26 protein-coding genes are annotated in these 25,257 nt (G+C 47.1%); 22 read left to right on the top strand and 4 right to left on the bottom strand.

Annotated elements, in window-relative coordinates:
- On the top strand, nucleotides 1–918 hold the full coding sequence (holA, locus tag VLA77_00435; protein HSE29039.1) for a DNA polymerase III subunit delta: 918 nt from the start codon (nucleotides 1–3) through the stop codon (nucleotides 916–918).
- Nucleotides 919–988: 70 nt separating this feature from the next.
- On the opposite strand, the gene VLA77_00430 is transcribed toward holA, so the two are convergent.
- Nucleotides 989–1,375: a hypothetical protein gene (locus tag VLA77_00430; GenBank protein HSE29038.1), complete on the bottom strand. Its 387-nt coding sequence runs from the start codon at nucleotides 1,373–1,375 to the stop codon at nucleotides 989–991.
- 127 nt (nucleotides 1,376–1,502) lie between these two features.
- Entirely contained in the window at nucleotides 1,503–1,820 is a 318-nt protein-coding gene (rpsT, locus tag VLA77_00425) for a 30S ribosomal protein S20 (protein ID HSE29037.1), read from the bottom strand.
- Nucleotides 1,821–2,006: 186 nt separating this feature from the next.
- Between rpsT and VLA77_00420 the strand changes: the two genes are divergently transcribed.
- The 5 genes from VLA77_00420 (at nucleotide 2,007) to pnp (ending at nucleotide 8,021) form a co-directional block, all read left to right on the top strand.
- Nucleotides 2,007–3,977 (top strand): hypothetical protein, encoded by a 1,971-nt coding sequence (locus VLA77_00420; GenBank protein HSE29036.1) that lies wholly within the window; start codon nucleotides 2,007–2,009, stop codon nucleotides 3,975–3,977.
- Between the two features lie 24 nt (nucleotides 3,978–4,001).
- Complete coding sequence (gene truB, locus VLA77_00415) at nucleotides 4,002–4,676, top strand: tRNA pseudouridine(55) synthase TruB (protein HSE29035.1); 675 nt, start codon at nucleotides 4,002–4,004, stop codon at nucleotides 4,674–4,676.
- A 63-nt stretch (nucleotides 4,677–4,739) separates the two neighbouring features.
- Complete coding sequence (locus tag VLA77_00410; protein HSE29034.1) at nucleotides 4,740–5,306, top strand: hypothetical protein; 567 nt, start codon at nucleotides 4,740–4,742, stop codon at nucleotides 5,304–5,306.
- Between the two features lie 95 nt (nucleotides 5,307–5,401).
- Nucleotides 5,402–5,668 carry a 30S ribosomal protein S15 gene (gene rpsO / locus VLA77_00405; GenBank protein ID HSE29033.1) on the top strand — a complete coding sequence of 89 codons (267 nt, stop codon included), beginning with the start codon at nucleotides 5,402–5,404 and terminating at the stop codon, nucleotides 5,666–5,668.
- Between the two features lie 238 nt (nucleotides 5,669–5,906).
- Nucleotides 5,907–8,021, top strand: a complete 2,115-nt coding sequence (pnp, locus tag VLA77_00400) for a polyribonucleotide nucleotidyltransferase (protein ID HSE29032.1) — start codon at nucleotides 5,907–5,909, stop codon at nucleotides 8,019–8,021.
- 59 nt (nucleotides 8,022–8,080) lie between these two features.
- Here pnp and VLA77_00395 read toward each other — a convergent pair whose 3' ends face one another.
- Nucleotides 8,081–8,488 (bottom strand): hypothetical protein, encoded by a 408-nt coding sequence (locus tag VLA77_00395; GenBank protein HSE29031.1) that lies wholly within the window; start codon nucleotides 8,486–8,488, stop codon nucleotides 8,081–8,083.
- 232 nt (nucleotides 8,489–8,720) lie between these two features.
- Between VLA77_00395 and VLA77_00390 the strand changes: the two genes are divergently transcribed.
- From VLA77_00390 to VLA77_00340, 11 genes are all read left to right on the top strand, one after another.
- Entirely contained in the window at nucleotides 8,721–9,296 is a 576-nt protein-coding gene (locus tag VLA77_00390; GenBank protein HSE29030.1) for a uracil-DNA glycosylase, read from the top strand.
- On the top strand, nucleotides 9,297–11,411 hold the full coding sequence (locus VLA77_00385; protein HSE29029.1) for a ribonuclease J: 2,115 nt from the start codon (nucleotides 9,297–9,299) through the stop codon (nucleotides 11,409–11,411). It abuts the gene before it with no gap.
- 3 nt (nucleotides 11,412–11,414) lie between these two features.
- Nucleotides 11,415–11,915: a YajQ family cyclic di-GMP-binding protein gene (locus tag VLA77_00380; GenBank protein ID HSE29028.1), complete on the top strand. Its 501-nt coding sequence runs from the start codon at nucleotides 11,415–11,417 to the stop codon at nucleotides 11,913–11,915.
- A gap of 60 nt (nucleotides 11,916–11,975) precedes the next feature.
- Entirely contained in the window at nucleotides 11,976–12,722 is a 747-nt protein-coding gene (locus VLA77_00375) for a hypothetical protein (GenBank protein HSE29027.1), read from the top strand.
- A gap of 136 nt (nucleotides 12,723–12,858) precedes the next feature.
- Entirely contained in the window at nucleotides 12,859–15,015 is a 2,157-nt protein-coding gene (locus tag VLA77_00370; GenBank protein HSE29026.1) for a DNA translocase FtsK 4TM domain-containing protein, read from the top strand.
- A 125-nt stretch (nucleotides 15,016–15,140) separates the two neighbouring features.
- Nucleotides 15,141–15,596 carry a 30S ribosomal protein S6 gene (gene rpsF, locus VLA77_00365; protein HSE29025.1) on the top strand — a complete coding sequence of 152 codons (456 nt, stop codon included), beginning with the start codon at nucleotides 15,141–15,143 and terminating at the stop codon, nucleotides 15,594–15,596.
- Between the two features lie 18 nt (nucleotides 15,597–15,614).
- Nucleotides 15,615–16,076: a single-stranded DNA-binding protein gene (gene ssb / locus VLA77_00360; GenBank protein ID HSE29024.1), complete on the top strand. Its 462-nt coding sequence runs from the start codon at nucleotides 15,615–15,617 to the stop codon at nucleotides 16,074–16,076.
- 11 nt (nucleotides 16,077–16,087) lie between these two features.
- Nucleotides 16,088–16,279: a 30S ribosomal protein S18 gene (gene rpsR / locus VLA77_00355; GenBank protein HSE29023.1), complete on the top strand. Its 192-nt coding sequence runs from the start codon at nucleotides 16,088–16,090 to the stop codon at nucleotides 16,277–16,279.
- 7 nt (nucleotides 16,280–16,286) lie between these two features.
- Nucleotides 16,287–16,850, top strand: coding sequence for an elongation factor P (efp, locus tag VLA77_00350; protein ID HSE29022.1), 564 nt, complete (start codon nucleotides 16,287–16,289; stop codon nucleotides 16,848–16,850).
- Nucleotides 16,851–17,570, top strand: coding sequence for a TlyA family RNA methyltransferase (locus VLA77_00345; GenBank protein HSE29021.1), 720 nt, complete (start codon nucleotides 16,851–16,853; stop codon nucleotides 17,568–17,570). It abuts the gene before it with no gap.
- 38 nt (nucleotides 17,571–17,608) lie between these two features.
- Nucleotides 17,609–17,734, top strand: a complete 126-nt coding sequence (locus VLA77_00340) for a hypothetical protein (protein ID HSE29020.1) — start codon at nucleotides 17,609–17,611, stop codon at nucleotides 17,732–17,734.
- A gap of 247 nt (nucleotides 17,735–17,981) precedes the next feature.
- Here the strand turns inward: VLA77_00340 and ychF are convergent, their stop codons facing one another.
- Nucleotides 17,982–19,058, bottom strand: coding sequence for a redox-regulated ATPase YchF (gene ychF, locus VLA77_00335; GenBank protein HSE29019.1), 1,077 nt, complete (start codon nucleotides 19,056–19,058; stop codon nucleotides 17,982–17,984).
- A gap of 66 nt (nucleotides 19,059–19,124) precedes the next feature.
- Here ychF and VLA77_00330 point away from each other — a divergent pair, with 66 nt between their 5' ends.
- From VLA77_00330 to VLA77_00310, 5 genes are read left to right on the top strand one after another with little or no spacing between them, the layout of a single operon-like run.
- Nucleotides 19,125–20,213 (top strand): hypothetical protein, encoded by a 1,089-nt coding sequence (locus VLA77_00330; GenBank protein ID HSE29018.1) that lies wholly within the window; start codon nucleotides 19,125–19,127, stop codon nucleotides 20,211–20,213.
- Nucleotides 20,214–20,266: 53 nt separating this feature from the next.
- A complete protein-coding gene (locus VLA77_00325) occupies nucleotides 20,267–20,593 on the top strand; it encodes a potassium channel family protein (protein ID HSE29017.1) in 327 nt (108 codons plus the stop codon).
- 35 nt (nucleotides 20,594–20,628) lie between these two features.
- Nucleotides 20,629–22,389: a serine hydrolase gene (locus VLA77_00320; GenBank protein ID HSE29016.1), complete on the top strand. Its 1,761-nt coding sequence runs from the start codon at nucleotides 20,629–20,631 to the stop codon at nucleotides 22,387–22,389.
- Between the two features lie 26 nt (nucleotides 22,390–22,415).
- Entirely contained in the window at nucleotides 22,416–22,949 is a 534-nt protein-coding gene (locus VLA77_00315; GenBank protein ID HSE29015.1) for a tetratricopeptide repeat protein, read from the top strand.
- Nucleotides 22,946–25,219 (top strand): hypothetical protein, encoded by a 2,274-nt coding sequence (locus VLA77_00310; protein HSE29014.1) that lies wholly within the window; start codon nucleotides 22,946–22,948, stop codon nucleotides 25,217–25,219. The genes VLA77_00315 and VLA77_00310 overlap by 4 nt, the downstream gene beginning before the upstream one ends.
- Nucleotides 25,220–25,257: the final 38 nt, after the last annotated feature.

Below are 25,257 nucleotides of genomic sequence, written 5' to 3'. Positions count from 1 at the left end.
ATGACAATTACCTTAACGGGCGAGAATGACTTTGCGATTAGTAAAGCTGAACAGCAGCTGATTTTAAGCTTTGTGCAAAAACACGGTCGTCACGGACTCGAGAAAGTCGACGGTGAGACTTTTGACCATCGTGAATTTAGCGGACTGCTGCAGGGAGTTTCTCTTTTTGCGCCAGCTAAATTGGTGATAATTAAAGATTTGGCCAAAAATAAGGCCGCGTGGGAGGCTTTGCCGGAATGGTTGGACGTAGTTCCCGAAGAAACCACTCTCGTGATAATTGAACCTGCGCCTGATAAGCGCACTAAAACGTACAAGCAGTTAAAGTCTAAAAGCGATTTTAAAGAGTTTAATTTTGTTGAGGGTAGTTCATTGATCGCTTGGTCGCAGGATTTTGCGAAAAATATTGGCGGTGATTTAGGCCGTCTTGAGGCGCAGAATTTGATTAACCGTGCTGGCCTGGATCAGTGGCGCTTAAGTTCTGAGATCGAAAAATTAGTCAACTATAACCCAAAGATCGATCTTAAAAATATTGAACTTTTGGTTGAACCTAGCGCCGACGGTAACGCATTCGAGCTATTAGACGCAGCAATGTCGTCGAATAAAATTAAAGTTCAGTCGATGATCAATCAGCTAAAAACAGAAGAAGATCCGTACCGGTTTTTCGGGCTGTTAGCGAGTCAAGTTCATGCGCTTGCCGTGGTCTCGATATCTGGCGGCAAAAGTGCGGATTTAATCGCAAAAGAAGCTGGACTTCATCCCTTCGTAGTAAGAAAATCACAAAGCTTGGCGCTTAAATTGGGAGCGGATAAAATTAAGAATGTTGCCGCCCAAGTAGCACAATGCGACAGACGACTCAAAAGCACAGGCGCAGACCCCTGGGATTTGCTTAGTTTGACTCTGCAAAAAATCGCAGCTTGATAAGTTTTTATTGCGACAAGCACATCTTTGAACCGCACTTTGCGGCCAAGACGTACTTGTCGCAAAAGGGTTACTCCTTGGTGAGGAAGCGCAGTGTGAAGCTGTTCTCGGCGCGCACCACGAGGCTGCGCGGGATCATGGTGTCGTAGCCCGTCTCGAGGAAGGTGCTGAGTATCCGTGATCTGAACTGGTCGAGGTGCCGGACGATGAACGGACAGGTCACGGTTAGCTCGACCAGCTTGACGTAGCCGACCTCGATGATTTCGATGCTGGCTTCGATCTTCAAGTCCTCGGGGCTGGTCTCGCGCTTTTCGATGATCGGTAAGCGGGGGACGCTTCCCGACTCGATGGCTGCGAACAGACCGTTGATCACGGCTTCGCCCACGACGAAGTAGGGCAGGCCGTTCAGCAGAGGATGACTCTGCGGTAGCCGCGTGGTTCTTTGGCTGGAAGTCAAGTTTGCTCCTCAGAGTGGCTTGTCGCGCTGCACGCGAACAAGCGCTTGCAGATTAATATATTATAACATAAAAATAACTTTATGTCATGCTACGCACTAAAAACGCCGCTCAGTTGGCGGCGTTTTGTTATTTGGCTGCTTTTTTTGCTGCAGGTTTTTTGGTTGCGGTCTTTTTAGTGGCCGGCTTTTTTGCTGGAGCTTCGCTGGCAGCTGCTTTTGCGGCTTTGGCCAGGCTAGCTTTGCGTCGAGAAGCAGTGTTTTTTTCTAGAATATTCTTTTTAACAGCTTTGTCGATTTCTGACTGGGCTTTTTTAAAAGTTTCAGGAGTAAGTTTAGCCTGAAAAGCCTTAATTGCGGCTTTTAGGTTGCGCTTAAACTGAGCGTTACGGGTGCGACGCACTTCGTCTTGACGCATCTTTTTGATAGCAGATTTGATGATTGGCATTTTTCAATGTCTCGCTTAAAGTAGTTGAAAGTTCAGTTAACAACTATACATTAAGATGGCTGATCTGTAAAGACTAATATGGTCAAGTTCTGCAGCCGGTCCAACACTGCCTCAAGTTTTTATATTTGACGTAAAAAACAAGCTTATGCTAAAGTGAGCTAAAAGGCTAAAATAAAAAGATAAACTATGCAACCAGGTGCAGCTCAGCAACAGATCGTAGATAAAATTCAAAAGTCTACTAATATTTTAGTAGCCGTTAACGCAAATCCGTCCGTGGATTCGCTAGCAGCAGCGTTGGGTTTAGCACTTTTGCTGAACAAGTTAGATAAACATGCCACGGCAGTATTTAGTGGAGCGATTCCGCCGGCAATCAACTTTTTGGAGCCAAACAAAACCTTTGAAAGCAACGTTAATGGTTTGCGCGACTTTATAATATCGCTTGATAAAGATAAAGCCGATCGTTTGCGCTACAAAGTAGAGGAAGACGTTGTCCGCATCTTTATTACTCCATATCGCACGACAATCACCCAAGATGACTTTAAATTTAGTCAAGGCGATTTTAACGTTGAGCTTATTATTGCACTCGGTGTAGAAAAACGAGAAGATCTCGACGCTGCAATTGTTGCACATGGCCGAATACTACACGACGCTACGGTTGTAACTATTAACGCCAATAATCAGCAGAGCGGCTTAGGCACGGTAGACTGGCATGATCCAAATGCTAGCTCACTTTGCGAAATGATAATTGGTTTGTCGGACAAAATGCAAAAACCAGGTTTGGTTGACGCTCAGATTTCTACGGCGCTACTTACGGGTCTTGTTGCAGCTACCGAAAGATTTAGCAATCAGCATACGACTCCTGCAGTTATGACCATGGCCGCTCAAATGATGGCAGCCGGCGCCAACCAGCAATTGGTAGCTACTAATTTGCAGCCACAAAGGCCACTCCCAGAAGTAAGCCAGCCGGCCGAAGTTGCTGCAGCTGGTAATGGCGAGCTTTCGATTGCGCATGCGGAGCAAAAGCCGGCCAAACGAACCCAGGATTTGGCAGTTGCCGAAAAAGAATTGGAGGCAGCATTACCGAAAACCGCAGCGCCGTCTGAGCCAAACTTAGACGAGTTAAAGCAGGCGATCAAAGAAGAAACCAAGCAGGCAGCCGGTCCAACTCACGAGTTTTTGACAGAAGCCCCCGAGGACGAAGCCGAATCTCAAACATTGGGCGAAAAGTCCTGGCGCGATCGGCGCTTAGAACCGCCAACAATGGGCTCGCCATTTAGTGCTACGACCGCGCAAGCTTTAACTGATAAAAATTTTGCCGAAGAAGAAGAGCGTAAATTTAGGGACAAAGTTAGTACACTCAAGCATGGTGAGGTGCCAACAGAGGCTAAAGACGAAGAGGTAACTCCCCCTGCCGAGGAGATTGCTGCACCAGCCATAGTAGAATCAGCCGCCGCAGCCGAACCTGTCGCTGTAGAGGCCACTGTGAACGAGCCGGCGGTAGAACATGCACCTATGATTGGGTCAGAAGAAGTCATTGAAGAAGCGCCACAACCGCAAGTGCCGCAAGAAACTACTCCCGCACAAGAGCCTGCAGAGCAAGCGCCGCCTGAGCCAGTAGCTGCTCCGGCGCCAACCTTGGCCGAGCTTGAGCAAAATGCTCGTAAAGACCTAGAACAAGCCTATGCAGCTCAGCCCTTTAATCCTGCCGGACAGCCTCGCGAGGATGTAGGTGCTCAAGAATCATTGCAGGTTCAACCTTTTGAGCAGCAAGCGCCACAAACTGCAGTCGCCGAAGAGCCTGTTGTTCAGCCCGCACCCGCAGTTGCACCGATAGAGCAGCCGGCTGCCGAGCCGTTCGCAGTTGCACCCACAGAGCCAGCGCCAGTAACTCCACCGCAGCCAGTAACAACCGATCTAACGCCTAACCAACCATCTGGATTCGGTGCATTACCGCCGATACCGCCGATGCCACAACTTCCTATTAGCGAGCCTGGGCAACCAGGGGCTCCTGCTATGCCACCGATGCCACCAGCCTTGCCTGAGTTGCCATCAAATCCACAAATGCCACCAACCCCACCTAGTGCTTTTGATGCTAATGCGTCAAACTTACCTCCGGCGCCAGTCGATCCAGGTCAGTTTAAGATCCCTGGCCAATAGTTTTTAATCTGTTAAAGTAATTGTATGCAAAACCCTTCGGGCATTATTTTGATTGATAAGCCATCTGGTATGACCAGTTTTGGCGTAGTTGCGCGCGTTCGACGACGTTTAAGCGAAGTGGCTGGTAAAAAAGTGAAAGTCGGTCATACAGGTACGCTTGATCCGTTTGCAACCGGACTTATGATTATTGTTGCCGGTAAATACACAAAGCGCGCAGGCGACTTTAGTAAGCTTGATAAAACCTATGACGCGACAATTATTTTAGGCAAAACAAGTACCACCGGTGATCCAGAGGGTGAGATTAGTGAAATCTCTAATAAGGAGCCAAGTTTACAGGAGGTTAAAACCGTTCTTGCTAAATTTACAGGTGAAATCGAGCAAACCCCACCAATCTACAGTGCCATCAAAATCAATGGTCAGCGGGCATACAATTTGGCGCGAAAAGGCGTGCAGGTTGATATGCCTGTGCGAAAAGTTAAGGTTTATAACCTGGATTTAGTAGAGTATAACTACCCTGAAATGAAAATTCGTACTCACGTGAGCAGTGGAACGTACATTAGGACTTTGACGCAAGATATCGGAGGCGTTTTACAAACTGGTGCATACACGAGCGAGTTGCGCAGAACAGTGGTAGGGAAGTTTAAAATCGAACAAGCGCAAACCATTGCTGACGAGTACAGGTTGATTGAATTATCATAGAATTTATTGTATAATTTACTAGCCAAATTAGTTGGTCTCACTTCAAGTGAACAGGGGAAAACAGTGATCGCAGTCGATCCCTCTCAGAGTAATGTCGCTGGCGTTGCCGCCGTACTGCTGGGAGCACTCGTTCTGCTTGGGCTGGCCGCCGTGCTCAGTAAGAGCGCTCGGTGGATCAAGTGGGTCATGGTCGCTTCGGCGCTCGCATCGGTGATCGGCCTGGCCGGCGCTGGTGCCGGTCTCAGCAAGGCTGACATGCGGGCCGAGAATGTTCCGAACCGTACGCACTGGACCTCGTCCGTCGTGCTCGGGCAGATGTCCGAAATGATCGGCGGCAACGAGATCTCGACCGTCGTCACCTACGCCGGCCACACCGTCGTTCTGAACGCGGGCACCAAGGTCAATACGGGCGACACGATCCAGTACGTCTGCGGGTTCGAGAACCCGGAGCCGTACCGCTCGGTCTGCTACGAGAACGATGCCGTGGTCCGCGTGTACGTGGACGAGCGGCCGATCGGCTGGCTGATCTTCGCCTCGTCGGGGTACCTTCTGGTGTGCTTCGTGATGTGGGTGAAGCTGCGCAGGCTCAACCGGCTGGCGCAGATCGCAGGATCCACCCAACCTGCCTGAAGTGAGGGGGCCGGGTCCGACCAGGACCCGAGCCCTCGCACCGAACTTATCAAAACTTATTGCAAAACAGATCGTGATCTGATAAAATCCTAGGGATGATTACTAAAGACAAGAAAACTACAGTAATTGAGTCTGTTCGTACACACAAAGACGACGTTGGCTCTCCTCAAGTTCAGGTTGCAGTTTTAACCGAACGCATTAAAGAGGTTACTGAGCATCTTAAAGAGCACAAGCACGACTTTCATGGTCGTCGCGGCTTGCTACAGATGGTTGGTAAGCGCAAACGCCTCCTTAAATACTTACAGGGCAAAAATTACGAGGCCTACACGGCTCTCATTGCAAAACTAGGGCTTCGCAAATAGCGGGCCCTTGTTCTTTTATAAGATATAATTAAGTTGTACCTGAAATAATGCGTGTGCTGGATTTTTCGGTATAAAACCGGGATTCACAGCGATTTGGAGATAACTTTTTTGTGGCACACCGGAAGTGAAAAATGTGTTATACATTTTTGACCCGCAACAGAAAATTATCCCAAAGTAGCGACCCGAGAATTTATACTATAAAACCCGTTACACCAGGTCAGGTACAGAAAGAGGATAAATGGGCACAATCAACCCTTACGGCAAAGATATTATTAAAGTAGAGACTGATTTTTGCGGTCGAAAACTCAGCTTAGAGGTCAACCGAGTTGGCTTTAGAACTAGCGCCAGTGTGATCGTTCGCTACGGCGATACAGTTGTTTTGGGAACTGCAATGGTTGCACCAAAACCGGTGGTTGGCTTTGACTATTTTCCGCTCAGTGTGGACTACGAGGAAAAATTTTACGCTGCTGGCAAAATCAGCGGCAGTCGTTTTATTAAGCGCGAAGGCCGCCCGAGCGACGAAGCTATTTTAATCGGTCGCTTGATCGACCGCCCAATCCGCCCACTTTGGCCAAAAGGTTATCGGCACGAAGTTCAAGTTGTCGCTAGCGTTTTGAGTATGGACCCAAGTTTTAGGCCTGATATGGTCGCGATGATCGCAGCAAGCGCCGCCTTAATGCTTACGGGCGCGCCTTTTGAGGGCCCGGTCGCGGGTTTACGCGTTGGCATAAAAGATGGCAAGCCAGCTGCATTTTTGCCACTAGCTGAAATGGATAAAAACGAGCTTGATCTTGTAGTTGCCGGGACTGAATCTGGCATTATGATGGTAGAGGCTGGTGCAAATCAGGTTACCGAAGAACAGGTTGTCGAAGCTTTGGCTTGGGCGCAAGAGGCGATCCAGCCAGCGATTAAGCTGCAGCAAGAACTCGTACAAAAAGTTGGCGTAGTCAAACAAGAGTACGAACTAACTCTGCCGAACGAAGATATCGTGAGCAAAGTTGACGGTTGGGTAGAGGGTAAGTTGGGCGAGGCAATGCGCGCACCATATCCTGAACGCAACGAATTAATGGGCAATCTGCGTAACCAAATGCACGAAGCGTTTGAGCAAGAGATTGAAGAATACGCTAACGCCAAAGGCGAATATGACGAAGCTTTCTCAATGGCAGTACACAAGGACGTTCGTAAAGGAATTATCGGCGACGGTGTTCGTCCGGATGGTCGTAAACCAAGCGAAATTCGCCCGTTAAGCTCCGAAGTGGGATTCTTGCCACGCGCTCACGGCAGCAGCTTGTTTACGCGCGGCATGACTCAAGGTATGAACATTGTAACCTTGGCCCCTCTCAGCTACGCGCAAATCGTAGATACAATGGAACGCGATCAAGAGCGCCGTTATATGCATCACTACAACGCACCTGGCTACACGGTTGGTGAAATCCGCCGATTAGGCAGCCCGGGTCGCCGCGAAATCGGCCACGGCTATCTTGCCGAACGCGCACTAACTGCAGTTTTGCCAAGCGAAGAAGAATTCCCGTACGCAATTCGTACAGTAACCGAGATTATGAGCCAAAACGGATCAACCAGCATGGCCGCAACTTGTAGCAGTACCTTGGCTTTAATGGATGCTGGCGTGCCGCTAAAAGCTCCTGTAAGCGGAATCGCTATGGGTCTAATGAAGGACGGCGACAAGATCGTAATTTTGAGCGATATTGCAGACGCCGAAGATTTTGCTGGCGACATGGACTTTAAGGTTACAGGAACGAGCAAGGGAATCACGGCGCTTCAAATGGATATGAAAGTCCATGGTCTTGATGTCGACGTACTAAGACAAGCGCTGCAACAAGGCAGGGAGGGTCGTGCGTTTATTTTAAACCATATGCTTGAGACAATCGCTGAGCCACGCAAAACACTTAGTCCATATGCGCCGCGGATAGAAAAACTGATGATCAAGCCAGAAAAAATCCGCGAAGTCATCGGTAAAGGCGGCGAAGTAATTAACAAGATTATTGCTGAGACTGGTGCTGAGATCGACATTAAAGATGATGGTTTAGTGACTGTTGCTGCAGTAGACGGCAAAGCAATCGAAGCTGCGCTTAAGATGATCAGCGACATTGTGGCTGAACCGGAGGTTGGTAAAATCTACGAAGGAACAGTTGTTAAACTGATGGAATTTGGCGCATTTGTAAATATTATGCCTGGTCGTGACGGTTTGGTGCACGTTAGTCAAATTAGCGACAAGCGCGTAGAAAATGTCAGTGACGTACTTAAAGAAGGTCAGAAGGTAACGGTTAAGTTAACTGCAATCGATGATCAAGGTCGCTTGAACTTGAGTATGAAAGAAGCTAAGCAGGTATAAATTTGACTTGCGAGGGGGCCGCCCGGATGTGGGCAGCCCCCTCTTGACGATTTGTCCTGCTACCAGGTTGGCCACGCCGCTTCGTAGGTGAGGCGACAGTTCGGGTTGCGCCTGCGATGCTCGTCAACCACGAGCTTGACCACTTCTTCGGTGTGCATGATGCCACGATCCGAGAAGTAGAAGAGCTGATTCAGGTTGTACACCCAGAATGTGCTTGATCGGTGGCCATCTGCACAGTGAGCGTGGTTCTCGTGCGATAGTAGCCCGAGTTCGAGGTTAATGAACCAGAGTGCGAAGTCCATATACGCGAGTTTCATACTGTCTTCGAGGGACCGCTGAAGCCCCGTGGCTTCGTTTCTCACGGCCTCTAGCCACGCTTCCTCTTGGGCTGTTCCGCTGCCAAGCTCGGGCAGCACCCAGCTGATGTCTGCGCTGTTCTTTGCGGCCAGAAGCTCTTCGCGGGTCATCACGACTCGCGGACGAGTGCGTGACCATGCCATGGACTCAGACAGAACTGCGCGCCGTAGCGCCCTGGCTTGTGGACTTGCCGTGTCGATCATGTCTCTCCCTAGGGCATTTGACAAATCCAGTTAATAGTACATTTATTACTTAGTCTTGTAAATATCTCTGGTCAAAATATAAGATGTGTGTTATATTTAATTTAACGTCATCGGTTTGGCCGATGTTGCCTCTTGGGATATGAATAGCGATAAACAAACACGTCTCGACCGAATAAAAGCAGATATTGAATCCAACAATATCTGTGAGCATTTGGCCAAGACAGCCAAGAACCTGGTTATGGGTGAGGGCAATTTAGATGCTGAGATCGTTTTTATTGGCGAGGCGCCAGGTAAAAACGAAGACGAGCAGGGTAGACCATTTGTTGGGGCGGCCGGGAAGTTTTTGAACGAGATGCTACAAGAAGCCGGCTTGCAACGCGAAGACGTTTATATTACTAATATTGTTAAGTACAGACCGCCGAATAATCGCGATCCGTTACCCGAAGAAAAGCATGCTTTTTGGCCGTACTTGCTAGGTCAACTTAAGGTCATAAACCCAAAACTGGTTGTAACTTTAGGTAGGCATAGCATGGAATATTTTTTGCCAAGTCAAAAAATTAGCCAGGTGCACGGGTATGCCAAGCGCAACGGCGATTTGGTAGTAATGCCACTTTTCCATCCTGCGGCCGCGCTCTACAACGGTGGAATGCGCCAAACATTAATAGATGATTTTAAAAAAATACCGAGTGTCCTAGAACAGCTCGAAAGGAAATAGATGAACAAATTCGACAGTAAAAGCGTACAAGAACGACTGCAACAAAATCGTGAGCGAATGAACAATCAGCAGCAGCGACCGCAACAAAATCAAAACCAACAACGTCAGCAAAGCAACAATACAGTGCTTGCAAAAACGCAAACTCGGCGCGGCGAAGTGCAGCGGGCGGCGCGGCGCGTTAGCGAAAATGTTAACTTACAGGCCAGTCAGCACGTAATCGATGTGCCGGTTAATAAATCCACATTTAACGGATATGGTGGACGACAGTTCACTCTAAACATGCAAAAAACTATTCCGCGTCGAGACGGCCCAACGCTTAAAATTATGCCAATCGGTGGTTTAGGTGAAATGGGTATTGGTAAAAACATGATGGCGCTGGAATACGGCGATGACATTATTGTGATCGACATGGGCTTTTTGTTCCCTGGCAACGACTATCCAGGTATCAATTATATTGTGCCTGACATTAGCTATCTTGAGGAGCGCAAACACAAAATCCGTGGCGTAATTTTTACCCACGGACACCTTGACCACATTGGTGCGGTTCGCCACTTGCTACACAAAATTCCTGTGCCGGTTTACGGAAGTAAATTTACGCTTGGAATGGTAGAGAAGTTGATGGAAGAATCCGACACAGATTATCGTCCAATCTACAACGTAATGAATCCTGATATCCATGATCGCATTCAGCTTGGCGGTAGTTTTGGAATTGAGTTGGTCCGTGTTAACCACTCAATCCCAGACTCTACGGCGGTGGTTGTTCGAACTCCTGCTGGCGTTTTGCTTCACACTGGAGACTGGCGCTTTGAGCAAAACCCAGTTGATGGCAAGCAGTTTGATCTTGAGCGCCTAGAACAAATCAGCCGCGAAGAGGGCTTTTTGATGATGTTCAACGAAAGTACGAACTGTGAATCAGATGGTACTCATAAACATGGTGAGTTCGAAATTGGTCAGTCTTTTGCCGACATTATGCAACAAAACTCTGGCAGTCGCGTGATTGTTTCGACTTTCAGCTCGCAGATCCACCGTATTCAGATGATCCTAGAAGCCGCGCAACGACATGGACGCAAAGTTGCTTTCGCTGGTTACAGCATGATCCAGAATATGGAAGTCGCTCTGCGCGCTCAGAGTATTAAAGTTCCAAAAGATGTAATTGTGCGTATGGATGATCTTGTAAAACTACCCGACAGCAAAGTTGTGGTGGTGTGCACCGGCAGTCAAGGAGAGTTCAACGCGGTGCTCAACCGAATGGTTAGCGGCGCGCACAAGCATATTAAGGTTAAAGGCAGCGACATTATTGTTTTAAGCTCCAACCCAATTCCAGGTAACGAAAAATATGTTGTGCGAACTGTTGACGGCCTAATGCGCGAAGGTGCCGATGTTCTGCAAAACGCACATGGCCACTTGCACGGATACGGTCCACTACACCTTTCTGGGCACGGTTACTACGCTGACCATGTTAGGCTTATTAACGCCGTTAAGCCTAAATATTACATGCCGGTTCACGGTGAGTTCCACATGCTAGCGCACAATGCGCGCTTGGCCGAAAAAGAGTGCGGCATTAAGCACCAAAACATTTTTGTTTGTGACTCGGGTGATGTAGTTGAGATCGACCAAAATGGAACCGCGCGAAAAGCCGGCCGAATCCCTGTGGGTGGCGTAATGTACGACGACGCCGGCGAAGAGGTGAGCGAGATTGTTTTGAAGGATCGAATTCACATGGCCGCCGAGGGAATGTTTGTGGTTGTTCTAACGATTAGCCGTCAGACTGGTCGCTTACTTACAAGCCCAGATATCATTAGTCGCGGATTTATTTACCTGCGCGACAGTGAGGAGCTAATGAACTTGATTCGAACCTACCTAAAGCAAAAAGTCGCACGTTTGGGTAGCCGAAAACTAGATGTTGATATTCTTAAAAAAGAGCTTAAAGACGAAATTACTCATATTTTGTATGACAAAACTCGTCGCACGCCGATTGTAATTCCCGTGGTTAACGAAATCGGTAGTGGCAACGCTGCGCCAGATCAGCAACAACGTGCGCCACGACCACAACGTCCAATGCCGCCACGTTTGCCGCAGCCACTAGAAAACCCAACTAAATCGGACGTATTCTAAGGTATGGCTTCGACATTTTCTTTTGATATTGTTAGCGACTTTGACTTAGCCGAGGTTATAAATTCCGTCGATCAATCTAAGCGCGAAATGGGTAATCGCTACGACTTAAAAGGTACAAGCGCTAGCCTAGAATTTTTAGATGGTGACAAAACTGGCTTAAAAGTTGTGGGCGACAGTCAGTATCATATTGATGCAATTTTAGAGATCCTGCGTAAAAAACTAGCCAGTCGAAATGTTAGCCAAAAGATTTTAGACACAAGTAAAACCCCAGTTGTTAGTAACTTAAAGACTACACTCGAAGTCTCGTTTAAAAAGGGTCTAGATCAAGAAAAAGCTAAAAAAATTACCAATTTGCTACGCGACAATCTACCGAAAGTTAAGGCACAAATTCAGGGTACAGAAGTGCGGGTGAGTAGCGCCAAAAAGGATGAGCTGCAAGCTGCGATGAAAATTGTGCAGGCTCAGGATTTTGACTTCCCGGTTAACTTTACAAATTACAGGTAAAATTTTATAATAGGCGTTCATGTCAGCAACCGGCTGACATAGGTATCACGGAGGTGAGACGTGAGACGTTATCGACTCACGCTAGTGCTTGTCGCCATTTTGGCGGCGGCTGGCTGTACCACTCAGCTCGACACGTTCGAGGATAGTGGGCTGACGCGGAACCCTACATACCGCGGCCGCGCGGCGGCCATAACTCTGGTCGACCTGCCCCCTGTGGCAAGCGATCAGCAGATGCGGGTCTTCGCGGAGAGCACGATCACCCAGCTTCGCGAGCAGTGGGACATGTACGCCTACGGAAGCGTGCTGGTTCATCCACAGTCGTTCGAGGTCCAGTATCTGAGTGGCGACACCGAAGTCAAGGTGTCCTGTCGGGCTGAGAGAGGCGTGACTTCTCGCGACTCTCGCCCGACGCTATGCGAGAGTGTGCTGTACGTGCCCATCATCGGCATGCTCGTTTACTGGCAGGAGCTTCAGAGTGGGAAGTACGCCGGCAAGCCCGAGGCGGAGCTCGGAATGTTCGTCGAACTGGCCGCGGCGCTTGGCGACTACTACGAGTACTCGCTGACGCGCTTCGCGGACAACGTGTTCGAAGTCGAGCTCGCTCCGGCCAAGAACAAGCCGCTGTTCGCGCAGTGTGTGGCTGGCGTGTTGGCCTACCACAACGTCTCGATGTCGGGTGGGGCCGTCCCCAAGCCCTGGCGCCTGGCGATCCCGCGGCACGACAACAGCGAGGCTGTCGCTCTCGAGTCCGGCTACGGCAAGACCACCACGGTTCGCACCTGTTACGACCTGTACTGGGTTGCGTGATGCCTGGGGCGCGGTTCTGCGAGGAGCCGCGCCCTGCGCACAGAACTTATTTTGCTTTTTGTAGTAAAAACTGCTACAATAAGTTATCAACGCCTATCGACCTCTTGGGCGATCAGGGATATAATACAAACACGTTATGGGTAGAAAACGACGACGTACACCAAAAAAACTTCAGGCCGAGCATAAGTTGCCCGAAGGTTTTTGGCAGCAAGCCACTGCTGTTATTTTAATTGTTGCAGCATTTTTGGTTATTTTGGCCGTATTTGGTACTGGTGGACCAGTTCTCGAGTGGCTTAACGGCGCTCTTCGCTGGCTAATAGGCTGGACAATCCTTCTTGTTCCGGTTGTAGCGATTTACATTGCGATCGCAACTTTCAGAGCAGAGAACAACCGCTTACCGACTGTAGTCATCTTAGCCACAATCTTGTTTTTAGCAGAAATAGCTGGCCTAATTCATTTATTTAGTCCAAATGCAACTTCTTATGACCAAGTTTTAAGCAGTGACGGGGGAGGTTTCGTAGGCTACATAGTCTCTAGCTCGATGCTCTCGATTTTAGACACAAAAACTACTGGATTCATTTTGTTTATCGCAGCATTTATAACGAGCTTATTTGTTCTTAAATTATCTCCAATGACTGTTGTAAATGCGGTTGTTAACTTATTTAAACGTGAAGTTAGTGAAGAAGACCAAAACCGAGAAGTTGCCGAAAAGGCTGGCTTATTTACAAGCAAATCTATTGGCGAGCTTAAATTAAACGAAGGTGTGCCAACGTTAAACTCTGCTAAACTCGGATCGCTTAAAAACAGTGCAGAAAAACCCTCTGCAACCGATCAACAAGCTCTTACAAGCACAACCGATCCCGATTGGCAGAGTCCGAGTGTTGATCTGCTAGAGAAAAAACAGTCACCAGCTGATGCCGGAGACGTTAAACACAATGCTCAGGTAATTAAAGATACTTTGGGCGAATTTAACATCGATGTTGACATGGAGGGCGCCAACATTGGTCCAAAAGTTACGCAATATACGTTAAAGCCGCCAGCCGGCGTTAAGCTCACCCGAATTACTGCTTTAGAGACTAATATCGCATTGAACCTAGCTGCTCAAGCGATACGTATCGAGGCGCCAATCCCAGGCCAGCGGGCTGTTGGTATCGAGGTTCCAAACGTAAAAGCTGCTGATGTTCGCCTGCACGGAATTTTGACTTCTGGGCAGTGGCAAAATGCTGGCTCACCGCTTAGTTTTGCTATTGGGCGCGACATTGCAGGCGATCCCGTGATAGGGGAGTTAGACAAAATGCCGCACGTTTTAATCGCCGGTGCGACTGGTTCAGGTAAGTCGGTCATGATCAACAGTGTGCTTACAAGCATGCTTTACCGCAACAGTCCATCCGATTTGAAGCTCATTTTAGTCGACCCTAAGCAGGTAGAGCTGACTCCATATAATGATATCCCGCATTTGCTAACCCCGGTTATTACGGTGCCCGAAAAATGTATTAGCGCATTAAAATGGGCCGTAAACGAGATGGAGCGACGCTACAGTCTGCTTGCTGAAGAGAAGGTGCGTAATATCCAAGGTTATAACAGCTCGCGATCAGATGAACGCATGCCATACATTGTTATAGTGATTGACGAGCTGGCTGATCTTATGATGCTAGCTGCGCGCGATGTTGAGGCACTGATCGTTCGTTTAGCACAAAAGGCTCGAGCTGTCGGTATTCACCTTGTTTTGGCGACTCAACGTCCGAGTGTAGATGTTATCACTGGCTTAATCAAAGCCAATGTACCGGCTCGAATTGCATTCACGGTGGCGAGTCAGGTCGATAGTCGTACGATTTTGGATCAAGTGGGTGCCGAAAAACTGCTCGGAAAAGGTGACATGCTACTGCTTACGCCGGACATGAGTAAGCCGAAACGTGTCCAAGGTGCGTTTGTCGATGACCCTGAGGTGATTAAAGTTAGTGATCATTTGCGAATGCAGCGCCCACCTCAGTACGATGACGAAATTATTGCTCAACCAGTTCAGCTTAGCGGTAAAGGTGGCGTGGTTATGGACTACGACGGTGGTGGCGACGATGATATGTACAAAGATGCGGTGCGCTGTGTGATTGAAAGTGGTAAGGCAAGTGCCAGTTTATTGCAGCGACGCCTACGAGTTGGTTATGCACGAGCCGCGCGTTTGATAGAAACCATGGAAGAACAAGGAATAATCGGCCCCGCGGATGGCGCCCGACCACGAGATGTTCTTATCAAAAGTTTAGACGACGCTTTTGGTGGATCGACCGACGAAGCGTAAAAATACCGTAATTTATCAAAACTACAGAGCCAAGTTATGGTAGTGTATAAACAAGTCGGTGGCCACGACTGAAACAGGGTGATGTTTGCGCCGAGTCAGTCTAAAATAAACTGATCTCTGGCCGGATGAACTTGCAATTACCTCTGTTTTATAGTAAAGTTTACATATTAACAACTAACCGCGTATTTATACGCTCTTGGTATAAAAACCAAGATCCATGGAAGGAATCTATGCGAGATTACGAACTCGTTGTGGTTTTACACCCAGATCTAGAAATTGACCTGGAGAAACCGTTGACGAAAATCCGTCAAATTATCGCCGACAACAAAGGCGAAATTGTAAAAGAAGACAATTGGGGTAAGCGAAAACTTGCGTACAAGATCAAAAAAGAAGATTTTGGTGTTTACGTATACTTTGAGCTCAAGCTTCCAACTGAAACTGTTAAGAAGCTTCAAAGCACCCTTAACATCACTGACGAAGCCTTGCGCTACTTGCTAACTGCGATTGACCTAAAAGCTCGTGCAGCTCGCGAGGCAGCAGAAGCTGAAGCAGCTGAAAAAGAATCCAAAGAAGAAAAATAGTTAAACAAGCGAGGGTATATGAGCAAAAGTGTTAACCAAGTAATCCTTATGGGTAACCTAACTCGGGACCCAGAGCTAAAAACAACTCCGAGTGGGCAGAGTGTTTGTAGTTTTAGCCTAGCTATTAACCGCAGCTGGCAGGATCAATCTGGTCAACAGCAAGACGCAGTTGAGTTTTTTGACGTAACTGCTTGGGGTAAATTAGGTGAACTTGTTAACCAATATTTAAGCAAAGGCCGAAAATGCTTAGTAATGGGCAGATTAAGCCAGCGCAGTTGGGAGCAAGAAGGGCAAAAACGCAGCAAGGTTGAAGTGGTTGCAAGCGACGTAACTTTCCTTGATGGCGGTGGTGCTGGTGGTAATGGCGGTTCGGCCGGTTACTCAGCGCCAAGTTCAGACAAAAAATCTGACAAAAAAGATGATTCTGTAATTGAAGACATCGATGACAAACCAATTGACTTAAGTGAAATTCCATTCTAAGGAGTAAATAAATGAAACGAATAAAAAAAGATGTAGAGTTTGACTACAAAGATCCAAAACAGCTTTTGCGTTTTGTGAACCAATATGGTCAAATTGAACCACGCTCAAAAACTGGTTTAAGCCAGCGACAACAGAGCCGATTAGCTATTGAAGTTAAGCGCGCTCGTCATTTGGCATTGCTACCATTCGTAGCTAACAGCTAGGAGTTTTATGTACGGTATTACCGAGATTAAAAAGGGCACACTTATTCAAATCGACGGAAAACCTTTCCGAGTGATTGATTATTCGCAAAAAGTTATGGGTCGTGGCGGTTCGATCGTGAACGTTCGCTTGAAGAGTTTGCTTGATGGTGCTGTGATTCCAAAGACTTTTAAAGGCTCGGATAAATTGGAGCCTGCGCATGTCGAAAATCGTAAAGTGCAATATTTGTATACAGATGGAACAAATTACCACTTTATGGACGGCGAAAGCTTTGAGCAATTTGAGCTTCCTGGCGATTTAGTTGATGAAGCTAAAGACTACCTAAAAGAAGGCGACGAAGTCGAGCTACAGTTTTTTGACGGCAAAGTGATTAATATCGAGCTTGCAAAAAATGTTTACCTGACTGTAGCTTACGCCGAAACAGTGGTCAAAGGCGACACAACAAGTAGCGTTCTTAAAGACGCAACACTTGAGACCGGTTTAGTTTTAAAGGTTCCAGCTTTTATTAAAACTGGTGACGTAATAAAAGTTGACACTCGAACAGGTGAATACCTAGAACGCAAAAAGGACTAAATGCAAAAATCCAGGCTAGACCAAGCTATGGTTAAAAGAGGCTTGGTTCCAACTAGGTCGCAGGCCGAAAGCTGGATTAAAATGGGCAAAGTTAGCGTAAATAACCAGGTTATTTTAAAGCCTGGTTATTTTGTTGGCTCGGAAGCAAAAATTGAATTTAAAGCAGTCGAACAGTATGTTTCGCGTGCTGGATTAAAATTGGCATCTGTTGCCAAAGCCTTGAACCTAAATTTTAAAGATAAGGTGGTTTTGGACGTTGGTTCATCTACTGGCGGATTCACCGATTACGCTTTGCAACACCGTGCAACAAAAGTTATTGCCGTTGACGTTGGAACAAATCAACTGCACCCCACCTTGCGTAGTGATGACAGAGTGGAACTACACGAACAAACGGACATTCGAGATTTCCACAAGCTTTCCACAGCTGCTGATATCGTGGTTATAGATGTGAGCTTTATAAGCTTGCGTGATATTTTGCCAAGTGTAGCGAAGCTAAGCACTAAAAAAACTAAAATCGTCGCAATGGTTAAGCCGCAGTTTGAGGCCGGTAGCGCCGACAAACACAAAGGTGTGATTAAAAACGATGCTATGCGCCGCAAGATTTTAAAAGACTTTGAAACCTGGGCGAAGCAAAAGTTTATTATTCGTGATAAATCTGATAGCGAAATCGCCGGCGCTAAAGGCAATCGAGAGCGATTTTATTTGTTGAGTAAAGTTTAGAATTATTTTATAATTACACTGTCTTAGGAGGTGAAAAAGTGGCTTTCTTGTATCAGCTTTCGGCTAGCCAAAGCGCAAGAATTGTATTCGCTCTGAGTGCAATCGCGCTTGGCATCATGCTGGGAGTCGAGGACTGCGAGGGAGGCGGCGGCCGCGTGCCGTAGCACCTGGCCCTCGGCTAGTACTAGTGTGAGAGGAGGTGAAATGACTTCCACATGGCCTCAATTGCGCCCCCGGCTGGCAGCATTCCTTTTGGTTCTAGCTGCCACCCTGCTACTGATGGGAAAGAACGGCGGATGCGAAGTTCCGCCCGGCGGCGAATGGCGTCCGCCGTACACCGCCACTAACTGATCACCGCGACTTCTGTCGCACGAGATGAGGCGTTCTGAATCTTTCGGATCAGGGCGCCTCTTAAACGTTAAATCTAAACTCAACTACATCGCCAGGTTGCATCACGTAGGTTTTGCCTTCGGTTCGCATTTTGCCTGCGGCCTTAGCTGCGGCTTCTGATCCGGCGGCAACTAAATCGTCGTAGCTAACAATTTGGGCAGCAATAAATCCGCGTTCAAAATCTGTGTGGATCACCCCCGCCGCTTGTGGAGCCGTAAACCCTTTTTTGATCGTCCAAGCCCGAACCTCTTGCTTACCGGCTGTTAAGTAGCTCTGCAACCCTAATGTGTCATAAGCCGCGCTAATTAATTTATTTAAACCGGGCTCGTCTTGACCGTATGTTTCTAACATTTCAGCAGCATCCTCGGGTGATAAATCGCGGAGTTCTTCTTCTAGCTTTGCGCATATAAAAATGGATTTCGCAGGAGCGACCAAACTGGCCAGCTCTTGCTTGCGCGTTTCATTGGCTAGGGTCGTTTCGTCCACATTAAAAACATAGATTACTGGCTTTGCAGTCATTAAATTGATGTCTTTAATTGCTTCTTCGTCTAGTGATGGCAGTTTGTGCAGGGGAGTACCTTGCAACAAATGTTCTTTTAACCGCTCAATGTAGCCGGCAACTTCGCGGGCTTTCGGGTTGGCCTTGGCTTCTTTTTGAACTCGGGCTAGCTTGTTTTCAATCGTCTGCAAATCTGCCAAAATTAGTTCGGTATCGATGACTTCAATGTCGTCTTTTGGATCAACTTTGTCGGCTACGTGCAAAACGTTGTCGTCGGCGAAAGCGCGCACGACGTGTGCGATTGCATTGCATTCACGTATGTTGGCCAAAAACTTATTTCCCAAACCTTCACCCTTGTTGGCGCCAGCCACAAGACCTGCGATATCTACAAAAGTTACAGTTGCAGGAACAATTTTTTCGGTTGAATACATTTTTGCTAAAACATCCAGGCGTGAATCGGGCACTGGAACAATTCCCGTGTTCGGTTCGATGGTTGCGAACGGATAATTAGCCGCTAAAATTTTAGCGTCGGTTAGGGCATTAAATAAAGTAGATTTGCCGACGTTAGGTAGGCCGACGATTCCAATTGATAGACTCATGTGCCGTATTATAACAGAGGTAACGTAAAAATACATGCCCGAAAATAGTTATGCTATTATTTTTCTATGAGTGAAAATCCTGATTATAGTCGCGAGCAGCAGGCGGATTTTTATAATGCAGGGGAATTCCTTGAAGATGATCAAGATTCGGTGCTGCGTGATGAAATGCGCCGAGACTTATTTTTAGAGACAATTAGATCGTCTAGGAATCGAGGAGCGAGTTTAATAAAAGGGGTGGGTTGCGAGGTACACGTTACCGAAAACGGACATCCATATGTAATTGTCTCAGATATTATTAAGCGTGATTATGTGGAGCGCGGTGGAGGTCACGATGCTTTAGATATACAGCGTTTCGATGATCTAACAGAAGCTGAGTCGGGTAAAAAAACCAGAATGTTCTCCAAAAAAGCCATGAAACTTGCGGATGGACTTGGTCTCGACTTGGGTAATCTAGTCTCGCGAGGCTGGATTAAAATGGCCGAAGATGGTTCGGTGGCGCTTGAGCTGATAGGTTTTTCTAGGAGTCGATTGGGTAATGTGCAGGAGACTAATTCGTGGCTGCAGGAACTAAGGATGGCCAGAGATTATCTAGGGATTGATACAATGAGCTTTGAGAATGGTAAGGGATGGGAATCTTTTGATCAAGATGAAGTTATTTCTTTTGATCACCCAGAAATCCGAGTTTATCTCGATGATGAGAGTTTTACTAAAATTGATGCAGGCGATTTCGCTTCGGATGAAAGGGTGGTTGGTACTATCGCAGACCTTAATTTAACGAGTGAATTTGCCGAGCATAGAGGTGTTACTGAAACAGATTTATGGCCAAGCTTTTTGATTTCGGATAGTAAACTTCACGCTCCTTTATATGAACATTTGAACAAGGAGCCAAGTGAGTTATTTTTTCCGGTGCCCTGGGGCGATAAAGAGATTCAAGTTTCGGTAAGATTTGAAGGCGAAAGATCCAATGGCGAACTTAAGGTAGAACTTTTTGTGAACTCGCCTGCGCAGGACGCAGAAAGAGAGTATGTTCATGAAGCAACTGCAGTTTTACAGTGGTCGTTTTTGGAGTCATTAAGACAGTTTGGTGAGAAAACAGGTGAACTGCCTGTAAAAGAAATAAAAGTAAAAAAGATAGTGAATGGCAAGACATTGTAATGGGCCTGAGTGGTAAATTTGCCTGACTTTTTATTTTCGCTTATGCTTAATCTATGGAGCAACCCGAATCTTTAAACGTACAAACCGACAAACAGCTTTTAAAAGTTTTTTTACTTTTTATGTTCGTATTTTTAATAGGGGCAGTGTTTTTTCATTTAGTCGAAAAACTTTCTTACATTGATGCAATTTATTTTGCAGCAATGACGTTAACCACGGTCGGCTACGGTGACATTGCGCCACAAACTGATGCCGGTAAAATTTTTACAGCAATTTATGCCTTTTTGGGTATAGGTATATTTTTTGGATTTGCAGGAATTCTTTTTCAACGGGCGCGCGACCGCAGAATAATTTTGCACCGCAATCAGCCCGAAGAAAAATAGTGATACAATAAGCATAAGGCTAATAGGGGAGCTAAATGCAGCACGGTTGGATGGCTTTAGGTCATGTCGATCCGTCGTTGTTTAGGCATTGGCTTAAACATACAAAGTGGTTGCGACTTTTGGGTTGGGCGTTCCTGGGGATCGCATTTTTAACTATACCAATGCAACTTTTGTATCCCAGTGATCGTGCGCTGCCGCTTTACAGTGTGGGTGGCTTGATGATTGGCGGGAAAAACAAAGATCAGTTGATCGCAACTTTTGATGACTACGCTAATAATGGTGAAGTTACGATTGTTACTCCTAGTAAAACTTGGAAGGCGAAGTGGCAGGATATTGGATTGACGATTGATCGCGAAGCCAATGCAGAAATTGCACTGAATTACCCAACTTGGGAGAGGTTGATACCGTTTTCTAGCTGGATAAAAGTTGCACAATCTTCTAATATCCCAATGTTAGCGATTGTCGATAACGATCGATTGAACGCTTTTGCCGAGCAGCTAGTTGCCGAAGACAAGTTGGCAGCGAGCGATGCGGCGATCAGCATTAAGGCAGGCGAAGTTTTTATCGACGATGCAAAAAACGGCTATAATTTTAACGCGCATGATGTAAAGATGCAGATCCAGCGACAGGCGGTGGTTGCTTACGCTAAGGTGACTTTGACCCCAGATGCAGTTCCATTCAAAAGGTCGCTGACCGAGCTCCAAGATCTTAAAAAGCAAGCCGAGGACATTCTAGCCCACAGGCCAAAGCTTACGTTAAATGATAAAACTTTTGAGCCAACGCGCGATGTTATTGGTAATTGGATTAGTTTTGTAGAAAACCCCGAAACCAAACAGCTGACACTGGATTTTAACACCGAAGCAATAAAAGTCTATCTTAGCGAGATTGATCAGCAGAGTTCGATAGCTCCGGGCACATCTACAGTAACTTTGCTCGATGGTCAGGAGGTAGGTAGGAGTGAGGCTGCGTCAGGAAGATCGGTTTCTACCGACGATGCGGCCGAGCAAATAAAAGTAGCATTACTTGGACAAGACCAAAACCCCACGGTAGAGCTTAACGCGGTTGAGGTCCCGCCAAAGCTGCAGTATGTAAAAACTTATTCTAAAAGCAGCGAAGGTCTACTGGCCGTGATCCGTGACTGGGAATCTCAGGCGTACGGTGACTACGGGGTAATTATTCGTGAGCTTGGCGGCGAGCATCGTTACGCTGAGTGGCAGCCTGATAAACAATATGTTACGGCAAGCACTTTTAAGATGTTCGTGGCTTACGCGCTGTTAAAAAAGATCAACGAGGGTAGCATAAGTTATGATCAAATTACCGATATTGGATGGACGGTGGATGCGTGCTTAACCGAAATGATTGTTAATTCGACCAATCCTTGCTCGGTGTCGTTTTTAAACCTAATGGGCTGGGCTGAGGTTCAACGAATGGTTACCGAGGCTGGTTTTACGGATACTTTAATTAATAATGGATGCTGTGAAGAAAAGCATTCTACCGTGCGGGACGAAACCAATTTTATGTTGCGCTTAAACGCGGGCACTTTGCTTGACCCGGCAGGAACGGAACGACTACTAAGTATGTTCAAACGACAGGTGTGGCGTGGCGGGATTCCGTCAGGTGTACCGAGCAACGTAGTGGTTGCCGATAAAGTTGGTTTTTATGCTGGCTATATGCACGACGTTGCAATTGTTTATGCACCAAACGGAACGTACATTTTGGGCATAATGAGCTATGGCGGAAACAATCCAAATATGGCCGAACTTTCGCGGCGTGTTTATAACTTTTTTCAAAACTAAAAAATGATATACTTTTAAGCATAAGCATGAGTGGAATTAAAGACAAAAAGAAGCTAACTTTAGTGGCGATCTGGGTCGCGTTGCTTTTGCTGGGCGCTGTTGCGGCCGGGGCATTCGTACGCTGGGCGATTTTACAGTTTAGCGATCAGGCTGCAATTGATTCAGGTGTAAACGAATTGCCAGCCAACGTTGCTGAGGCTCAAAATTTGTTGCTCGAGGGCAAACCCGGCGAAGCAAACACGTACATCGATCAGTCGTTGGCAGATTCAAATATCTCTAATGCCGATAAGCAGATGCTTTTAGTGCAAAAGGGCAACATTGCTAGCGACCAAGGTGATACTAACGGGGCACTTGCGCTTTATCTTCAGGCTTATGAAATTTCACCGGATTTTCAAACTGCGAGCAAAATAGGCGCTCAATACCAAGGTTTAGGTGATAATGAAAAGGCAATCGAGTATTACAAAAAAGCGATCGAGCTGAATCCTGACAGTAACGCAATGAAAGAGGCCAACAACAATACATTGCGAGAATTAATTACTAGCTTGGGTGGACAGCCATGAGTAAAAAACTTATCCTAACGGCCGCTGTAATTGGCGCGTTTTTTATCGGGTATGGTGGAATGGTTCTGGCGTATCCCGCGGGTGGAATCCAGGGCAGGGCAGAGCACCGTGGTTACTTTACAAATAGTTTAGACACGGCTGGGTGGGAGGTTCTAAATCAATCTTGTAGTACGGGTGGCGAGTATGGCCCGTACAACTACAACAACGGCAATAACTGGTGTAATGCCATTCCTCGCGATTTAAATACAGCGGCAGAGTTAATTGCTTTTATCGAGGGTCGTTTAGCTAACGGAATTCCTAATGGAAGCTACGGTTTTGGTAGTGGAACTTACGGTGATGCCCGTGCTAAAACTGGTGCAGCGTTTATTGTACATACTATGCTTGGGACCCCGGCCGCTGAACGTAGTAGACCGCCAACTGCAGCGCAAATGACTGAATGGCGTGCTTTAGTTAACGCGTACGCATCGGCCGGTCGGATTAGTTGGAGTACTAACTACGCGTACAATATAAACACATATTACCAGGGAACGGATGATTCGCCATCGCCAAACGATGATGCATTTTTTGATTATAACAATGACGGCTTGGCAATCTTATTCCGCTCCAGTCCTACCGGTACGGTTCAGTATGCAATTAGGCGAGAATGCGGAAACCCGGTTGGCAATGGAAACATTCTACCGTTACCAAACCCCGTGGACTTTACTATGAATGGAAGAACTACTGTTAACGGAAGCTCGACCGACATTACAGTAAACCCTGGTGCTAGTTTGAGCTTTGTTAATTATCTCAGTAACTCCGGCCCATCTGCAACTCCATCATCTATTACTTGGTCGGCGCATAATATGCCCGGTGGCGCTTCTATAAGTTCTGGAAATGCAGGGACATTTACATCTGGTCAAGAAAAAACGGCGTATTCCGAGCCAGCATTTACAGTGCCGAATGGGACAGCGGCAGGAACTCAATATTGTAGACAAGTGCGCTGGTCGCCGTTGAACGAAAGCGGAGGTTCCGGTACGGGTGCGACAAGATGCGCTACTGTGGCTGCAGCATATGATCTGGTGCCCGTGACGGGTGTTAGTCCATCGACCACTGCGCAAGACGGTGATACGATTACGTTTACATTTACTATAGATAACGTAGGTAGTAATAATAGCCCAAGCGTAAGTTGTACGGTAAATGGCACTCAGCCTGGCGGAATAGCTGGACCTCCTTCGACAAGTTGTCCAACCACATTCACCTGGAATGCCGGTTCACCAACGGTAGTTGCAACTCAAAATATAACAATTTCTGGGCAAGCTCCGGGTAGTCAGATCTGCCGATCGCTAACGGTTTCTCCTGCCACTCCTAGCGTTGGATCCCGAACGAGTTCTACGGTTTGCGTAACGATAGTAAAGACCCCGTATGTTCACTTTATGGGCGGCGATGTTTGGGCTGGGGGTGGCCTAGCAGATTCTGCCGGGGCATGTACAAATGGATTAGCCAAGATTACAACTTCGTCTCGTACCTTGAGTGGTGGAGCAGGGTACGCTGGCTCAATGGTTGAGTATGCGTCGTTCTCACTCGGTGCTGTTACGAGCTTTGGATCTGCCAGCAAAGCCCTGGTAAACGGAGCTCCAGCCGGGCCGACTGCTCTAGCAAAGGCATTGACGTTCTCTAATACACAAGCAATTCCGGGTAACTTTGCAGCACCACAGCACTGTATAAAAGACTACGCAGCGGATTACGCAAACGTGACGACGGCTTGTCCATCGGCTGCGAACGTAGCTTCGCCACCAACTACACCTTGTAAGAGTTCGGGGATGTTTACAATTAGTACCGGCACATTGCCAGCGGGAAGTAAGCAAGTTTACATTATCGATGGAAATGTAAATATTACAGGCCTGGGAATTAACTACCCGGCAACCTATACCGACGCAGCTAGTATTCCTAGCTTAGTTGTAATAGCTACCGGTGATATTATGGTTAACGGAAGCGTCCGAAATTTGAGTGGAATATTTATAAGTAGAGGAACGTTCTTTACTTGCCAAGAAAAACCACCGTTACCGGCTGCTACTTGTAATTCAGATTTGTTGGTTGACGGTGCAATTATTGCTCGCCGATTGGATCTTTACAGAACTGCAGGTGCCGAAGGCTCAACGGTCGCGGCTAGGCGAGCGCCAGCAGAGATAATTAAATTGAGCCCAGAAGTCTTTTTGACAAACGCACTAAACGACAGTTCTTCGACAGTAATAACAACTTCACAGGTACGTGAACTTCCTCCAAGATTTTAAGCAAAAATGTAGTAAATATAAAAATGCTTATGCTATAA

Source organism: Candidatus Saccharimonadales bacterium (assembly GCA_035457485.1).
In the GTDB taxonomy this organism is placed as follows: Bacteria; Patescibacteriota; Saccharimonadia; order Saccharimonadales; family EFPC-124; genus DATIBO01.
This window is presented reverse-complemented; position numbering and strand designations above follow the sequence as displayed.

Excerpts from the sequence above, each read along its gene's own strand:
- holA (HSE29039.1), top strand. The coding sequence starts at position 1 with ATGACAATTACCTTAACGGGCGAGAATGACTTTGCGATTAGTAAAGCT.
- rpsT (HSE29037.1), bottom strand. The coding sequence starts at position 1,820 with ATGCCAATCATCAAATCTGCTATCAAAAAGATGCGTCAAGACGAAGTG.
- VLA77_00420 (HSE29036.1), top strand. The coding sequence starts at position 2,007 with ATGCAACCAGGTGCAGCTCAGCAACAGATCGTAGATAAAATTCAAAAG.
- truB (HSE29035.1), top strand. The coding sequence starts at position 4,002 with ATGCAAAACCCTTCGGGCATTATTTTGATTGATAAGCCATCTGGTATG.
- rpsO (HSE29033.1), top strand. The coding sequence starts at position 5,402 with ATGATTACTAAAGACAAGAAAACTACAGTAATTGAGTCTGTTCGTACA.
- pnp (HSE29032.1), top strand. The coding sequence starts at position 5,907 with ATGGGCACAATCAACCCTTACGGCAAAGATATTATTAAAGTAGAGACT.
- VLA77_00395 (HSE29031.1), bottom strand. The coding sequence starts at position 8,488 with ATGACCCGCGAAGAGCTTCTGGCCGCAAAGAACAGCGCAGACATCAGC.
- VLA77_00390 (HSE29030.1), top strand. The coding sequence starts at position 8,721 with ATGAATAGCGATAAACAAACACGTCTCGACCGAATAAAAGCAGATATT.
- VLA77_00385 (HSE29029.1), top strand. The coding sequence starts at position 9,297 with ATGAACAAATTCGACAGTAAAAGCGTACAAGAACGACTGCAACAAAAT.
- VLA77_00380 (HSE29028.1), top strand. The coding sequence starts at position 11,415 with ATGGCTTCGACATTTTCTTTTGATATTGTTAGCGACTTTGACTTAGCC.
- VLA77_00370 (HSE29026.1), top strand. The coding sequence starts at position 12,859 with ATGGGTAGAAAACGACGACGTACACCAAAAAAACTTCAGGCCGAGCAT.
- rpsF (HSE29025.1), top strand. The coding sequence starts at position 15,141 with ATGAACTTGCAATTACCTCTGTTTTATAGTAAAGTTTACATATTAACA.
- ssb (HSE29024.1), top strand. The coding sequence starts at position 15,615 with ATGAGCAAAAGTGTTAACCAAGTAATCCTTATGGGTAACCTAACTCGG.
- rpsR (HSE29023.1), top strand. The coding sequence starts at position 16,088 with ATGAAACGAATAAAAAAAGATGTAGAGTTTGACTACAAAGATCCAAAA.
- efp (HSE29022.1), top strand. The coding sequence starts at position 16,287 with ATGTACGGTATTACCGAGATTAAAAAGGGCACACTTATTCAAATCGAC.
- VLA77_00345 (HSE29021.1), top strand. The coding sequence starts at position 16,851 with ATGCAAAAATCCAGGCTAGACCAAGCTATGGTTAAAAGAGGCTTGGTT.
- ychF (HSE29019.1), bottom strand. The coding sequence starts at position 19,058 with ATGAGTCTATCAATTGGAATCGTCGGCCTACCTAACGTCGGCAAATCT.
- VLA77_00330 (HSE29018.1), top strand. The coding sequence starts at position 19,125 with ATGAGTGAAAATCCTGATTATAGTCGCGAGCAGCAGGCGGATTTTTAT.
- VLA77_00325 (HSE29017.1), top strand. The coding sequence starts at position 20,267 with ATGGAGCAACCCGAATCTTTAAACGTACAAACCGACAAACAGCTTTTA.
- VLA77_00320 (HSE29016.1), top strand. The coding sequence starts at position 20,629 with ATGCAGCACGGTTGGATGGCTTTAGGTCATGTCGATCCGTCGTTGTTT.
- VLA77_00315 (HSE29015.1), top strand. The coding sequence starts at position 22,416 with ATGAGTGGAATTAAAGACAAAAAGAAGCTAACTTTAGTGGCGATCTGG.
- VLA77_00310 (HSE29014.1), top strand. The coding sequence starts at position 22,946 with ATGAGTAAAAAACTTATCCTAACGGCCGCTGTAATTGGCGCGTTTTTT.